This is a genomic window from Scatolibacter rhodanostii, assembly GCF_900197595.1.
Lineage (GTDB): Bacteria > Bacillota > Clostridia > Oscillospirales > Acutalibacteraceae > Scatolibacter > Scatolibacter rhodanostii.
Map to the genome: position 1 here is coordinate 700,521 of NZ_FZLO01000001.1, position 14,390 is coordinate 714,910.

Below are 14,390 nucleotides of genomic sequence, written 5' to 3' on the forward strand. Positions count from 1 at the left end.
ACCCCTATTAGTCCATATAAGATGATCCAACTGATCCACCTTTTAAAATTAACATTCTCTGAACAACAGTATTATAGAATATTTTCACTTCTTTTTCAAGTTTCTCACGGCATTTTCTATATTCATCCAAATCCTTACCAAAAGGGTCGGGTATGTAAGACGGAATATATATTTTATTTCCCGGCACACCTGCCTTTTCTAAAATGTAGCCGTGTGTACTCGACATCGTGAAGTATAAATCCCAAATTTGTGTGTCGATTGGTTTGATACGTCTGGCTTTATGAGCACTGATATCCATATCAACATCGGCACACGCCAACACTGCATTTTCAGAAACCGGCATATTCTCTACCGCCGATAACCCAGCACTTTGGCAAAAGATTCGCTCCTGCTCTGCGCCATTTTCAATCAATCGACGAAAAATCCCCTCTGCCATGGGGCTTCGGCAAGTGTTTCCTGTGCAAACGAACAGCACTTTTACCACACTTGCCGGCGGCATATATTCTTTTTCCCGTTCTGCGCTTTTCATTTTATGCTTTTGCATCATACCATGTTTCCCCAAAATTAGCTTCAACTTTCAGCGGCACAGCAAGATTCGCCGCTTTTTCCATTTCTTCTTCCAAAATTTTCTTCACAGATTCCTTTTCATCTTCAGAACACTCCACAATCAATTCATCGTGAACCTGCAAGATTAAGCGAGCTTGCAAATTTTCTTTTTCAATTCTCTCTGAAACGCGAATCATCGCAATTTTAATGATGTCAGCTGCCGCACCTTGAATCGGCATATTACGTGCTACTCTTTCGCCAAACGAGCGCATATTAAAATTGCTGCTTTTGATTTCAGGCAGATAACGTCTTCTGCCAAAGAGAGTTTCGACATAGCCTTTTTCTTTTGCTTCTTCCACAACTGCTTTCATATAGTTGTCAACACCAGAATAGTTTTTCAGATATTCTTTAATGTATGCCCCTGCTTCTGCCACCGAAACATGAATATCTTTCGAAAGCGAGAACGCGCCGATTCCATACACAATGCCAAAGTTGACGGCTTTTGCCTTGCTTCTCATCTCTGAGGTGACCAGTTCTTGCGGAAGCCCAAACACTCTGCCCGCCGTTGCCGTGTGAATGTCTCTTTCTTCTCTAAAATCTTCTTGCATTTGAGCGTCATCGGCAACGTGCGCCAACACACGCAGTTCAATCTGAGAATAGTCGGCATCTGCCAAAATCCCATGTTCTGCGGCAAAAAATTTGCGCAGCTCACGACCTACTGCCGTTCTGACGGGGATATTCTGTAAATTGGGTTCAGTAGAGGAAATACGTCCTGTTCTCGTTTCTGTCTGATTAAAGCTGGAGTGAATTCGACCATCTTCATCAATCAGCTTAGTTAGTCCATCGCAATAAGTGGATTTCAGCTTGCTCAACGTGCGGTATTCCAGCACATAATCTACAATAGGGTGCAAACCCCTGATTTCTTCGAGCACTTCTGCATTGGTAGACCAACCCGTTTTAGTCTTCTTGCCATGTGGCAAGGCTAATTTATCTTCACTGAACAAAATCTCTCCGAGCTGTTTTGGCGAATTGATATTAAAATCCATTCCCGCTTCTCTAATGATATTCGTCTGCAAATCTTCAATCTGCACTTGTAAAGTCTGCCCATATTCAGCTATGCCTTGTTTATCTACATAAAAACCAACTATCTCCATTTTGGCAAGCACCAACGCCAGTGGAATTTCAATCTCTTGCAACAGCTTTTCTTGTGCATTTTCTTTGATTTCTGCTTCCAATCGATTGCAAATCTCCGGCAGTGCAACAGCAGACTGCATGCCTTCATCTTCCTGACCACCCATAGAAACCTGATACTCTGCCGCCAAACGAGGTATCTCATACTTGCCTGACGAAGGGTTGATTAGATAGGATGCCAAAGTAGTATCTAACGCAATTTTTTTGACACCATTGATACCCATTTTAAGTGCTGCTTTATGCAACAGTTTTACATCACTGGTGTATTTAGGTATACTGCTAGTGAAAAAGGCTCGAAGAAATGATTCTGACGGAGCAAACTCAAAAAACTCCTTTTCTATAGCAAAAATCATTTTTTCGATCTTTCCTGATTTGTCATATTGTGTATAGAAAACCGCTTTCCCTTCATCAGCACAACGGGCAAGTACAGCACTTCCATCTGCCAGTATTTGAACGGTAATGCTATCAGAAGTGGCCACAGAGTCCCCTCCGCTTTCTTGCAGAGTGGTTTGGTTCGTTTCAATGTTCCATTCTTCAATCAATTTGAATAATTCAAGTTTGGCTAACGCAGCATAAATCTTCGCATGATTAGTCTCACTCTTTTGATACACTTGAATGTCTGTTTCGACAGGTGCATCTTTTCTGATTTCACCCAGCTCATAGCTCAAAAAGGCACTTTCTTTTCCTTCTTCCAACTTCTTTTTCATACCGGCTTTAATAGAGGAATCCTCTATATTGTCATAAACTGCCTTCAATGTTCCAAATTTTTGAATCAGCTCGGCAGCACCTTTTTGCCCAATTCCTGCTACACCGGGAATATTGTCGGATGTGTCTCCTTGAATCGCTTTGATATCAATTAGTTGTCTGGGTTCTACACCGTATTCTTCTTGAATTTTGGCTACATCATACAAAGTAACTTGTGGCTGACCAAATTTAGTCGATGCCAATCGAACTGTGGTGCTGTCTGAAACTAATTGCAAGCTATCCCTGTCTCCCGTTGCAATCATGCAAGAATTGCCGGCTTTCTCACAGGCGGCCGCCAATGTACCTAAGATGTCATCGGCTTCCCAGCCCTCGCAGCTAACGATTTGATACCCCATATCTGTTAGCAGCTCTTTGATAATCGGCATTTGCTGTGCCAATTCTTCCGGCATCCCTTTCCGTTTTCCTTTATATCCTTCAAAACGCTTATGACGAAAGGTAGGCGCCGGCAAATCAAAGGCAATTGCGGTAGCATCAGGCTGTGCTTCGTCCAATAACTTTTTAAACATCCTAAAAAAGCCATGAACGGCATTGGTATACGTGCCGTCTTTTGTGGACAACAATTTCACACCATAAAATGCTCGGTTCACAATGCTGTTTCCATCTAATACCAATAATTTCATGCTTATTTCATCCTTTCGCAGAGCCTAAATCCCATATTTTATTCTTCTTGATTCATTCGATAAACATCATCCAGTAACCGATATAAATCATCAAGTACGCTCAACTCTCCCGCTCGGCGGCGGCATTCCGCTGCCCCTTTCAGACCAAAGAAATACCATGCTACATGCTTTCTGGCTTCACGCATTCCTCGATTTTCACCGTTTCTGCCGCAAAGCGTTTCAATATGTTTCTTTATAACCGCTATTCGCTCATCTAAAGTAGGTTTTACGGCAGGAGTGCCTGCTTTTAGATATTGATTAATATCATCAAATATCCACGGATTCCCCATAGCTGCTCTGCCAACCATAACAAAGTCACAACCGGTGTCTTTCAGCATTTGCGCCGCTTTTTCTCCGCTTGTGACATCTCCGTTTCCGATTACAGGAATTTCAACTGCCTGCTTTACTGCTTTAATACTATTCCAATCAGCTTGACCCGTATACATCTGCATTTTCGTTCTGCCATGAACCGCAATGGCCGCCGCTCCGGCTTGCTCGCAAATCTTTGCCACTGCAGGTGCATTAATTAAGTTTTCATCCCAACCTTTACGGATTTTTACTGTTACAGGCACATCTACAGCCTTATGAATCGCCGCTACAATCTCCCCGCATAACTCGGGATGTTTCATTAAAGCGCTACCGCTGCGATTACCCGCAATTTTTGGCACAGGACACCCCATGTTGATATCAATAGCATCGGGCCTATATTTCATCAACTTTTTTGCTGCCAGAGCCATGGTTTTAGGTTCGTCTCCAAAAATCTGAATTGCAACCGGCCTTGTTTTATCATCTAATTCAGCAATATGAAATGACTTCTTGTCTTCATATTCCAAGGCTTTTGCGCTCACCATTTCTGTCACAGCATAGCCCGCACCCATCTGCATACAAATTTCACGATAAGCAAAATCTGTCACGCCAGCCATAGGCGCCAAAATCGCCTTTCCTTTTAATTTAATCTTTCCTATTTTCATTGTTCCTCGCTTATATTTTACACTTTTCAGCTTGTCTATTTCATAATTAACCACGTTATAGTATAACAGACTTTGATTTAAAAGTCATGAATCACTTTTAAATTTTATTAATTTTTTTCTCATTTACCAGTCAAGAATCTGTCAGAAAACAGAAATCTGCTTTTTCTTGAATGGAAAAAGTCTGGAAGTACATCTCTTCTTTTGGTATCCATTCCGATTCAAAACGACTCCATTTCTCTTGTCCGTTCCGCTTCAGAATTCTTGCTTTTTGAATCTCCGGGTTCACCGTTACAAAAACCATAATATCATAATATTTTTGCAGCTTAGGGTGAAGACAATAGCTTCCCTCAATAATATTCAATCGTTTGGGAGTAACGAGTTTAGCTGCGTTTATTTTCATCACAGAGCAGTCAAAAATCTGATATGAAAATGGGGCTTTATCTCGTAAATGTTCGCCTATTTCCCTTTCCCAACGTTCATAATGAAAATTGCCGCCTATTTCTTGCAAGCGTTCGGCTGTTCTGAGTTCAAGCGGCAAGAAGAAGTCATCCATATGAAAGACATTGCTATCAAATTTAGCAGCCAACAAGCCAGCTAAGGTAGTTTTGCCTGAACCACACCGCCCGTCAATTGCAATGGTTACAGTTTCTTTTTGCTCTAGTTGTGCTTCTATTTCTTTTTCTAGCCCCGAAAAAAAGTCTATTTTTAGATTTTGCATTGTGTAATCAGCCTCCCTTGAAATCAGTAAAACTGCCGTGAATTTGTATCCACGGCAGTTAGTTAAAATTAAATTTTAGAGAGCATTTTAAAGTTGTCTTTCAATGCCGGATAAATCGAACGATATACATCGTAATAAGCTTCATATCGAGGTACATTTTCGTCAATTGGTAACTGTTCCGGATTCGTCTGCACCATGGTTTCACAAGCAGCTTCAACAGATGGATACAAGCCAGCTCCTACACCAGCTAAAATTGCCACACCTAACGCGGGACCCTCTTTTGACTTTACTGTCTTTACAGGACAATTATAAGTATCGGCCAGCATTTGACGCCAGAGCGGAGAAGTTCCACCGCCGCCACAGGCATACATTTCATTCAGCGTGACGCCCATTCCTTTCAGAATCTCCACGCTATCTCTCTGAGAATAACACACGCCTTCCATGACAGCGCGAAGCATATCATATTTGCTGTGCATGGCGGAAAGTCCAAAGAACACACCACGGCAATCAGGGTCAAGGTGAGGGGTTCTTTCTCCCATTAAATAAGGAAGATACAGCAGACGATTACAGCCAATCGGCGAACGTTCTGCCTGCCGATCCATAATGTAATAGGGATCAACGCCCAAACCTTTTGCCGCTTGGATTTCTTCTGTGCAGAAATTATCTCTAAACCATTTTAGCGATAAACCTGCTGCTTGTGTCACACCCATTACGTGCCATGCACCCGGTACAGCACAGCAGAAAGTATGTACTCTGCCTTTGGGGTCAATGGAAATATCACTGGTATGAGCAAATACGACCCCCGAAGTACCAATAGTGGTAAAAGCTTTGCCGTCTGTTACAACTCCAGTACCTACTGCAGCTGCGGCATTGTCGCCTGCACCGCCAACAACAGGCGTACCCGCTTTAAGGGAAGTCAGTTTAGCAGCTTCTTCTGAAATAACACCTGTTACCTCGGGTGATTCATACACTTTCGGCAGCAAGTTTATATCAATATCCAATTTATCCAACACTTCTTGGCTCCATTGGCGCTTCGGCACATCTAAAAGCTGCATGCCTGAAGCATCAGAAACCTCTGTAGCAAAATCTCCTGTCAATTTATAGCGAACATAGTCTTTTGGCAGTAAGATATGGGCGCATTGGCTGTAAATCTGAGGTTCGTTATTGCGCACCCACAAAATTTTAGATGCTGTAAATCCTGTCAAAGCAGGGTTTGCTGTGATTTCAATCAAACGCTCGGCGCCCACTTTTTGTGTGATTTCTTCACACTCGGCTGCTGTTCTTTGGTCACACCAAATAATTGACTTACGAAGAACCTTGCCCTTAGCATCCAGCATGACAAGGCCATGCATTTGACCAGAAATACCAATTCCTTTAATCTCTCCGGCATCTATCCCTGTACGCTTAATAACATCTTGAATCGTATCTGCTGCCGCACGCCACCAATCGTCAGGATCTTGTTCTGCCCAACCGTTCTTTTCCTGATACATAGGGTATTCGATTGTGCTGTTAGCCATGACCGTACCTTCACGGTCAAATAAAACTGTTTTTGTTCCGCTTGTTCCTAAATCAATACCAATTAGATATTCCATTTATTTTCCCTCTCTGCATTTGTTTTCTCGTTAAACTATCTTAGTTGTTATATTTTCGCTCATTCTACGCTTATTGTCAATGCTTTTTGTGTATCTTTCTATTTTATCTCCACCAAACATCAAATTTCGAGACAGTATTTCTCCTGTCTTTTGTTTTCTCCCGCTTAATTTTCTTTCTATATTATTAGCAGGAAAATTATGCAGTAAAATTAGGCATTGGCTGGAAATCTTTCTAAAATACATTGCTATAGCTAATTTATAAATAAACATGAAAAATCCCTGTGTGTAACTCACAGGGACCTTTCGGCAAGGAAAATGAAAATATGTATATTTAGGATCGATGTAATCAATTTTAAGGAAGTTAGCTCTTGGTTAGTTCCAGCTAATTAGTCTTAGCTAACTCGTTGATACGAGTATATCACGCACTAGGTATTACTGTCAAGCTTTTTTACTATATTTTTTCAATTTATAAATTTCCACAAAAGTGTCTCACATATCTCTGTTTTTTTGTTTTAACGTTCCATAGAACAGCAGATGTCAATCTCATTGTCTTGCATATAGGTAGCGCCCCAATCATAGATAGCAATCAAGACAGGCTTGAGGCTTTCACCAAGTGCAGTTAAGGAGTATTCTACTTTAGGCGGTACTACGGGATATACCGTTCTGCAAACCAAACCGTCACTTTCTAACTCACGTAGCTGCTGTGTCAGCATTTTAGGAGTTGCATGTGGAACAAACTTTTGAATTTGTCCGTTTCGCATGGTACCAGACAATAAGTGCCACAAAATGAGAGCCTTGTATTTTCCTCCAATCATTTTTAAACCTACATCAACCGGGCACTCTAATTCTTCAATTTTCCGTTTCATGTTTTCTCCTTTCTTAGCCATACTAAACTTATAGGCTGCTAACTATCACTATTATTTTTTGTAGATAAGCTAACGAACTGCTATACTATCTTTTTGTATAGTATATTACATTATTGTGCATACTTGTAAAATTGTATAGAACTTAATATAATAATAGCAGAGAAAACACTTCTCGTCAAATTCATATTTAAATAATTGATATTATTTTTTGAGGAGGAAACAATATAATGACAAAACAAACTTTTTTAATAGACGGCATGAGTTGTTCTGCTTGTGCACAGCGCATTGAAAAGGCAGTTTCACAGGCAGACGGTATTAAATCTGCCAATGTTAACTTTGCCAGCGAAAAGCTTTATTTTGAATACGACGAAAACGAAGTCAAGCCCCAAGATATTCAAAAGCTGGTAGATAAATTAGGCTATAAATTAGAAGAAGAATCCAACGACGCTCCTGTTTCTGCTAACAACCAAGCTTTTTTTGCGGTAGAAGGAATGACATGTGCCGCTTGTTCACAACGTGTTGAAAAGGCCTTACAGGCTCTTGACGGTGTTACCTCAGCAGCCGTTAATTTGGCTGCCGAAAATGCATTGGTTCATTTTGACCCGCAAAAGATTAAACAGGCAGATTTATTTGACGCCGTGAAAAAGGCAGGTTATAAGCCCGTTGCTGCTAAGGACAGCGCACCAGAAACAAAACAGGCAAAAAAGGAAAAAGAACTGCTTGTGATGCGCACTAAACTAATCATCGCTACTATCTTTTCGATTCCGCTTCTATACATTGCTATGGCTCCTATGATTCCTTTTTTACCTGTCCCTTCTTTTCTTTCTCCTATGCATCATCCCCTGCGATATGGCTGGGTTCAACTTGCACTTGTGATTCCTGTTATTGCCGTAGGGTATCGGTTTTATACTGTGGGTTTTAAAACACTTTGGCAGCGAAGTCCTAATATGGATTCGCTTATCGCTATTGGTACCAGTGCCGCTATGATTTATAGTATCTATGAGTTATTTGTTTTTAGCCAACCTTCTATGGCACATGGTGATACGATGGCTATGCCTGAATTTTACTTTGAATCTGCCGGTGTCATTATCACGCTAATCTTATTTGGCAAATACCTTGAAGCACGTTCTAAAGGTAAAACAAGCGAAGCAATTCAAAAATTAATGGGTCTAGCACCTAAAACTGCTATTGTTCTAAAAAACGGCATTGAATCTGAAGTCCCTATTGCAGAAGTTCAAGTAGGCGATGTCATTGTCGTGAAACCAGGTTCCAGAATTCCGGTAGACGGCACAGTTCTCAGCGGTCAAACTTCTATCGATGAGTCTATGCTGACTGGTGAAAGCATGCCTGTTGATAAAGCAGTGGGTGATGCCGTTTACGCTGCTTCTATTAACGCAAATGGCTCTATTCAATTCACAGCAACTAAAATCGGAAAAGATACTGCTTTGGCGCAAATCATTCAACTTGTCGAACAAGCTCAAGGCTCGAAAGCTCCTATCGCCAAAATGGCTGATATCGTTTCTGGATATTTTGTTCCTATTGTTGTGATTCTTGCCATTGTTGCTGCGGTTATTTGGTTTGCTGTCACTCGTGACATAACTTTTACTCTCAAGATTTTCATCTCTATTCTTGTCATCGCTTGCCCTTGCGCTCTTGGTTTAGCAACACCGACTGCTATTATGGTTGGTACCGGAAAAGGCGCTGAATACGGGATACTCATCAAAGGCGGCGAAGCCCTTGAAACAGCTCACAAAATTAAAACTATTGTTTTTGATAAAACTGGTACAATCACAGAAGGTAAACCACAAGTAACCGACATAATTACTGCTACCGGTATGAGTCAGGATGAACTTCTTCAAATTACAGCTTCGGCTGAAAAAAACTCAGAACATCCCCTCGGAAAAGCCATTGTTGAAAATGCAGAATCCAAAAATCTTTCTATTCTTCCGACAGAGGAATTTCAGGCTTTAACCGGACTTGGTATTCAAACCGTCATCGACGGCAAGACTATTTTAATAGGAAACGCCAAGCTTATGAAAGAATCTGCTGTATCAATTGAAGATTACCAGGAAAAGTCTGACCATTTAGCAAATGAAGGTAAAACCCCCATGTATGTTGCCTCTAACGGAAAATTTGCTGGCATTATTGCCGTGGCAGATGTTGTGAAAGCCAGCAGTCAAAAAGCTATTCGCACGCTAAATGAAATGGGCATTCAAACGGTAATGATTACTGGTGACAACAAAAAAACAGCCGAAGCAATTGCCAGACAAGTCGGTATAACGTCTACTCTATCAGAAGTAATGCCAGAAGATAAAGCTAATGAGGTGAAAAAGCTGCAAGGCAAAGATATGGTTGTTGCCATGGTTGGTGACGGCATAAATGATGCACCCGCTCTTGTGCAGGCCGATGTCGGCATTGCAATTGGCTCTGGCACAGATGTGGCTATAGAATCAGCTGACATCGTTCTTATGAAATCTGATTTGATGGATGTCGTCACCGCTATCAAACTCAGCCATCAAACGATTCGCAATATCAAACAAAATCTATTTTGGGCATTCGGCTACAATACAGTTGGAATTCCTATTGCTGCCGGTCTCCTTTATGCCTTCGGCGGTCCTTTGCTGAACCCGATGTTTGCTGCAGCTGCTATGAGTTTGAGCTCTGTTTCGGTACTCACTAATGCACTACGCTTAAAAAGATTTAAAGCAGAACATTAATATTTTCTTTGCCAATACAATGTTTTATTATAAAAGGAGGGATAGAATTCTATCTCTCCTTTTAATTTGCTATCCTTTTAAAACTTTATCAACTAAAAATGCAATTGACAATTTTTACAAATAAAGATATAATTAATCTCTATATTACTAATTATAATTCATTACTGAATACGCAAAAGGAGCGGTTACAACTGTTACAATTTCAAATTACAACTGATTATGCGATTCGTATTTTATGTTATTTAGCCGCACAAAATAATGCGCTTACGCAGGCTTCTGAATTAGCTGAGCATGCGGGCATCACCTATCCTTATACGATGAAAATTATTCGTCAATTAAAATCTGCCAATATTTTAGAATCCGAACGTGGCCCACAAGGTGGTTATCGAATCCAAAAAAATCCTTCAGAGATCACTCTATATGATGTCATTCGAATTATGGAGGGTGATATTTGTATCAATCGATGTCTGGCAGCAGATGGCTTTTGCAGCCGACAAGCAACCGGTTATTGTCAAGTACATAACGTCATGGAACGTGTACAGATTTCAATGGTGTCTATCCTTAAGGATTATACTCTGACTGACTTTTTAACTTCATTTTAACAAGACAACCGTCTGTGTTCTTTTGCAGACGGTATTTTATTGGAATGATTTGACAAGATATGTTGAATGTTTTTGGTTAAATCACTAATTCGCTCTTTTTTCTCTATTTTTTTAATTTAATTGTTGACATCTTGCTTTGCTTGCGATATAATAATCTAGCGTTAAGACGCTGGTGTAGCTCAGTTGGTAGAGCAGCTGATTTGTAATCAGCAGGTCAGGGGTTCAAGTCCGTTCACCAGCTCCAAAAAGCCTTGTTTTTACAAGGCTCATATTTGGGAGAGTTCCCGAGTGGCCAAAGGGGGCAGACTGTAAATCTGTTGCGTTTCGCTTCGATGGTTCGAATCCGTCCTCTCCCACCAAATAAAAACTGCTTAAGTGTTAAACTTAAGCAGTTTTTATTTGCTTCTTTTTTGTGCTTTGATAATATCTTTTTTTAGTCTGAGTTATCATAAGGATATATTCTTCTACTTTTTCTTTGTCCATAAAAAATTTGTAACTCCTATTATTTTATTAAAATCTCGTCCCTTTTTCTATTAAATTCTACATGTTTTTCGTGTTATAATTTTGATACTTAATCTTTGCAGGAGCAAGTATTAAAATTCAATTAGGAGGCACTGTCATGATGAATGGTCATTTTAAAGATGCAGAGGAATCAAAAGAATTTGAAAAGGAAACTCTGATTAAAAGTACTGAAGAAACAGTTTGTTCTCCCGAATTTCCTGATGGCTGTATTGATGTAGAACAATAACCCTCTCACGTTTTCTGCCTCGTTTTGTACGAGGCTCTTTTTTTGTTACTCGCTTTCCCAAATAAGTCACATTTCAAGTTTAGTTCGACATATTTCGCTGTAAAATAATAATGATTATTGGTACAATACAGATAAACTGTTGAAGAGGGGAAAAATTATAGAAAGGATGTTAAAAATGAAAATTGTCATTGATAAAGAAGAGTTAGAAAAAAAATTAGCACAAGGACCAAAAAATGGATGGCTTGAGTTGTATATTGTTCCCTCGCAGTTTGACGGCGGAACATTAAACCCCGCTCTATTACATATTGGACAGATTGACGATGACGGATTGTATAAAGATTTAGAAAGTATCAGTGAGTTTCGCAAACTACGACTTGTCAACGCTTCTTAATTTAAATAGCTCTCACCTAACCGTGAGAGCTGTTCTATATTATTCCTATTCTTCCGGTGCCATTATAAGCAGCCCGCCATTTACAAAACTTTCTTCTAATACAACATTCATTTTCTTTAAAAAAGGCTTATAATTGTCATAAAGTAATAGAATATCTCTTCCCTATTGATTTAAATCAAAGGTTTACTACCTGTTTTTTGAGCAGATTCTTAAATTTGGGCAAGAAAAAAGAGCCTGACGGCTCCTATATTCTTGAATCTTGAATATTAATATTCGATTTCATCAAACCGCTCTTGTCACCTTACCGGATCTCAAGCAGCGAGTGCAGGCGTATACACGCTTCGGGGTACCGTCCACCACAGCCTTAACACGTTTGATGTTGGGCTTCCACATTCTGTTAGAGCGTTTATGCGAGTGAGAAACCTGTATTCCAAAAGAAACACCTTTACCGCAAATATCACATTTTGCCATATCTGCACCTCCTTAACTCTGAAAGTTCCTCGATTACAACAGACAAAATTATATCAAATCTATTCAGAAAAAGCAAGTTTTTTTTCAAAGTTATTTCTTTTACTTTAAATTAATTGTCTTTTTCTTTAAAGTATATTATAATATTGAGCAAAAGGAGTGTGAAAATGTGCTGATAAATGCTTTAAGAACCGTCTTTTCTGGCGGACATGTAGATATTTCTCAATTGATTGCTTATATTCTTTCTGTTCTATTTATTATTTTTTTAATTCTTCCTCTGCACGAGTATGCGCACGGCTGGACAGCCTATAAACTGGGTGACCCTACAGCTAAGCTAGATGGTCGTCTCACACTGAACCCTCTGGCCAGTTTGGATATACAGGGTGCTTTTTGGCTTATGTTCTTTGGATTTGGCTGGGCAAAACCTGTTCCAGTTGATCCGCGCTATTTTAAAAAACCAAAACGTGATATGGCGATAACTGCTTTAGCAGGTCCGCTTTCCAATGTTATCGCTGGTTTTGTTGGCGCTCTTATTTACTGTGCATTACTTGCTTTCATGCCGGCTAATATTTTAAACGGCACTATCATGAGCTTTGTCATGAGTTTTATTTGGTTTTATATCTCTGTCAACATTTCACTTGCTGTCTTTAATCTGCTGCCCATTCCCCCTCTTGACGGCTCAAAAATTTTGGCAGCTTTTTTGCCCAATCGCATAATGTATTCTTTTCAACGCTACCAAAACATGATTATGATGGCGCTTTTCTTTCTCATGATTACAGGTGCTTTTTCGGGTCCTCTCGGCGTTGCACAGACTTTCTTAACTCGCTTAATTTTAAATTTGGCAGCTGCTCCTTTTAGCCTATTGGGAAAACTCTGATGACGACACAGAATTTGCAATATACAATCGGAGAGTTTCAGGGGCCGCTTGACCTGCTTCTCACGCTGATTACTAAAAATAAGATTAACATCTATGATATTCCTATCACGGAGCTTCTTGCACAGTATATGGAACAAATTGATCTGCTGCAAAGCGAAAACTTAGATATCGCCAGTGAATTTCTTGAAATGGCGGCTCGCCTGGTTCACATTAAAACAGTTTCGCTTTTGCCTAAGCAGGAAGAAGCAGAAGAACTAAAAATGGAGCTCACTGGTCAATTGATTGAATATCAGCAATGCAAGCAAGCAGCAGAAAACCTTGGAGAGATGTTTTCTTATGATTTCGTCATGAGAGAACCCATGAAACTGCCTGTCGATACTTTATTTCAAGGTCACCATACCCCACAAGAGCTTCTATCTGCTTTATGGATGGCGATTGGTAAGGGCAAAAGTCTATTGCCGCCAAAGCCTGAATCTTTTTCGGGCATTGTTTCTCAAAAAATTGTTTCTGTTACTTCTCAGGTCGTATCGGTTCTGCGCAAACTTTGGAAGAACCCTATTCTTAGCTTTCGTGAAATTTTTGCAGAGAAAAAAGAGAAATCTGAACGCGTGGCCGCTTTTTTGGCCATATTAGAGCTTATTAAAGGAAATCGAATTTATATTGAAGGTGCAGATGACAAACCTATCATTAAACTCTCAAACGGAGGTAAACAAAATTGAATCATCAAGAACTCTCAGGTGCTTTAGAAGCTATTTTGTTTGCAGCCGGTGAACCACTTGCAGAAGATAAAATTGCACAGGCGCTTGACTTGTCGCTACCCGCTATTCACACCGCTATTGACTCTCTCAAGAAAAAATATAACTTATCTAGCAGTGGCATTCACATTGTATTGGTTGAAAACAAAGTGCAGATGACCACCAACCCTGCATATATTGAACCGGTTCGGGAGACACTTGCATTAAAGCGTAATGCTCCGCTTTCACAGGCGGCTCTTGAGGTTTTGGCTGTAGTTGCCTATAACCAGCCTGTTACCAAGGCTTTTGTTGAACAAGTGCGCGGAGTGGATTGTTCAGGCGTTGTCGGCAGCTTAATGCAAAAAGGACTTTTAGAGGAACGCGGACGATTAGAGTTGCCGGGTCGCCCTCTTTTATACGGCACAACAGATCATTTTTTGATGAGTCTTGGCATTTCCTCCTTGGAAGATTTACCTGCTCCAACAAACAGTGCAAAGGTAAAATCAGACGATGCTGATCAGCTTGCTTTTTAGAAAGGTGCGATG

At 40.2% G+C, this 14,390-nt stretch carries 15 protein-coding genes and 2 tRNA genes; 9 read left to right on the plus strand and 8 right to left on the minus strand.

Translation table 11 applies throughout. From position 1 onward, the window contains the following. Nucleotides 1–7 precede the first annotated feature (7 nt). The 7 genes from CS931_RS03115 to CS931_RS03145 all read right to left on the minus strand — a co-directional run bounded on the left by CS931_RS03115 (nucleotide 8) and on the right by CS931_RS03145 (nucleotide 7,308). Nucleotides 8–547, minus strand: coding sequence for an arsenate reductase/protein-tyrosine-phosphatase family protein (locus CS931_RS03115; RefSeq protein WP_099204290.1), 540 nt, complete (start codon nucleotides 545–547; stop codon nucleotides 8–10). After that, nucleotides 531–3,122, minus strand: a complete 2,592-nt coding sequence (gene polA / locus CS931_RS03120; RefSeq protein ID WP_099204291.1) for a DNA polymerase I — start codon at nucleotides 3,120–3,122, stop codon at nucleotides 531–533. Before polA ends, CS931_RS03115 begins: the two co-directional genes overlap by 17 nt. Nucleotides 3,123–3,160: 38 nt before the next feature. Then, the gene (gene dusB / locus CS931_RS03125; protein ID WP_099204292.1) at nucleotides 3,161–4,132 is read right to left on the minus strand and encodes a tRNA dihydrouridine synthase DusB; all 972 of its coding nucleotides are present in this window, start codon (nucleotides 4,130–4,132) and stop codon (nucleotides 3,161–3,163) included. Between the two features lie 130 nt (nucleotides 4,133–4,262). Next, entirely contained in the window at nucleotides 4,263–4,850 is a 588-nt protein-coding gene (locus CS931_RS03130; RefSeq protein WP_099204293.1) for a uridine kinase family protein, read from the minus strand. A gap of 68 nt (nucleotides 4,851–4,918) precedes the next feature. After that, a complete protein-coding gene (gene xylB / locus CS931_RS03135) occupies nucleotides 4,919–6,442 on the minus strand; it encodes a xylulokinase (RefSeq protein WP_099204294.1) in 1,524 nt (507 codons plus the stop codon). Between the two features lie 30 nt (nucleotides 6,443–6,472). After that, complete coding sequence (locus CS931_RS03140; protein WP_099204295.1) at nucleotides 6,473–6,736, minus strand: hypothetical protein; 264 nt, start codon at nucleotides 6,734–6,736, stop codon at nucleotides 6,473–6,475. Nucleotides 6,737–6,954: 218 nt separating this feature from the next. Beyond that, nucleotides 6,955–7,308, minus strand: coding sequence for a winged helix-turn-helix transcriptional regulator (locus tag CS931_RS03145; RefSeq protein ID WP_099204296.1), 354 nt, complete (start codon nucleotides 7,306–7,308; stop codon nucleotides 6,955–6,957). A gap of 227 nt (nucleotides 7,309–7,535) precedes the next feature. On the opposite strand from CS931_RS03145, the gene CS931_RS03150 reads away from it, so the two are divergent. From CS931_RS03150 to CS931_RS03170, 6 genes are all read left to right on the plus strand, one after another. After that, entirely contained in the window at nucleotides 7,536–10,025 is a 2,490-nt protein-coding gene (locus tag CS931_RS03150) for a heavy metal translocating P-type ATPase (RefSeq protein WP_099204297.1), read from the plus strand. 98 nt (nucleotides 10,026–10,123) lie between these two features. Further along, nucleotides 10,124–10,627, plus strand: coding sequence for an RrF2 family transcriptional regulator (locus tag CS931_RS03155; RefSeq protein WP_099204298.1), 504 nt, complete (start codon nucleotides 10,124–10,126; stop codon nucleotides 10,625–10,627). 168 nt (nucleotides 10,628–10,795) lie between these two features. Continuing rightward, nucleotides 10,796–10,871 (plus strand) — tRNA-Thr (locus CS931_RS03160). A 30-nt stretch (nucleotides 10,872–10,901) separates the two neighbouring features. Beyond that, a tRNA-Tyr gene (locus CS931_RS03165) sits at nucleotides 10,902–10,986 on the plus strand. 260 nt (nucleotides 10,987–11,246) lie between these two features. Next, entirely contained in the window at nucleotides 11,247–11,375 is a 129-nt protein-coding gene (locus tag CS931_RS13035) for a hypothetical protein (protein ID WP_278277642.1), read from the plus strand. Nucleotides 11,376–11,550: 175 nt separating this feature from the next. Next, nucleotides 11,551–11,766: a hypothetical protein gene (locus tag CS931_RS03170; protein ID WP_099204299.1), complete on the plus strand. Its 216-nt coding sequence runs from the start codon at nucleotides 11,551–11,553 to the stop codon at nucleotides 11,764–11,766. Between the two features lie 282 nt (nucleotides 11,767–12,048). On the opposite strand, the gene rpmB is transcribed toward CS931_RS03170, so the two are convergent. Continuing rightward, nucleotides 12,049–12,237 (minus strand): 50S ribosomal protein L28, encoded by a 189-nt coding sequence (gene rpmB, locus CS931_RS03175; RefSeq protein ID WP_099204300.1) that lies wholly within the window; start codon nucleotides 12,235–12,237, stop codon nucleotides 12,049–12,051. Nucleotides 12,238–12,403: 166 nt separating this feature from the next. Here rpmB and CS931_RS03180 point away from each other — a divergent pair, with 166 nt between their 5' ends. The 3 genes from CS931_RS03180 to scpB are packed head-to-tail and all read left to right on the plus strand — an operon-like array spanning nucleotide 12,404 to nucleotide 14,378. After that, nucleotides 12,404–13,111 carry a site-2 protease family protein gene (locus tag CS931_RS03180; protein ID WP_242964885.1) on the plus strand — a complete coding sequence of 236 codons (708 nt, stop codon included), beginning with the start codon at nucleotides 12,404–12,406 and terminating at the stop codon, nucleotides 13,109–13,111. Then, nucleotides 13,111–13,830, plus strand: a complete 720-nt coding sequence (locus tag CS931_RS03185; RefSeq protein ID WP_099204301.1) for a segregation and condensation protein A — start codon at nucleotides 13,111–13,113, stop codon at nucleotides 13,828–13,830. The genes CS931_RS03180 and CS931_RS03185 overlap by 1 nt, the downstream gene beginning before the upstream one ends. Continuing rightward, entirely contained in the window at nucleotides 13,827–14,378 is a 552-nt protein-coding gene (gene scpB, locus CS931_RS03190) for an SMC-Scp complex subunit ScpB (RefSeq protein WP_099204302.1), read from the plus strand. The genes CS931_RS03185 and scpB overlap by 4 nt, the downstream gene beginning before the upstream one ends. Nucleotides 14,379–14,390: the final 12 nt, after the last annotated feature.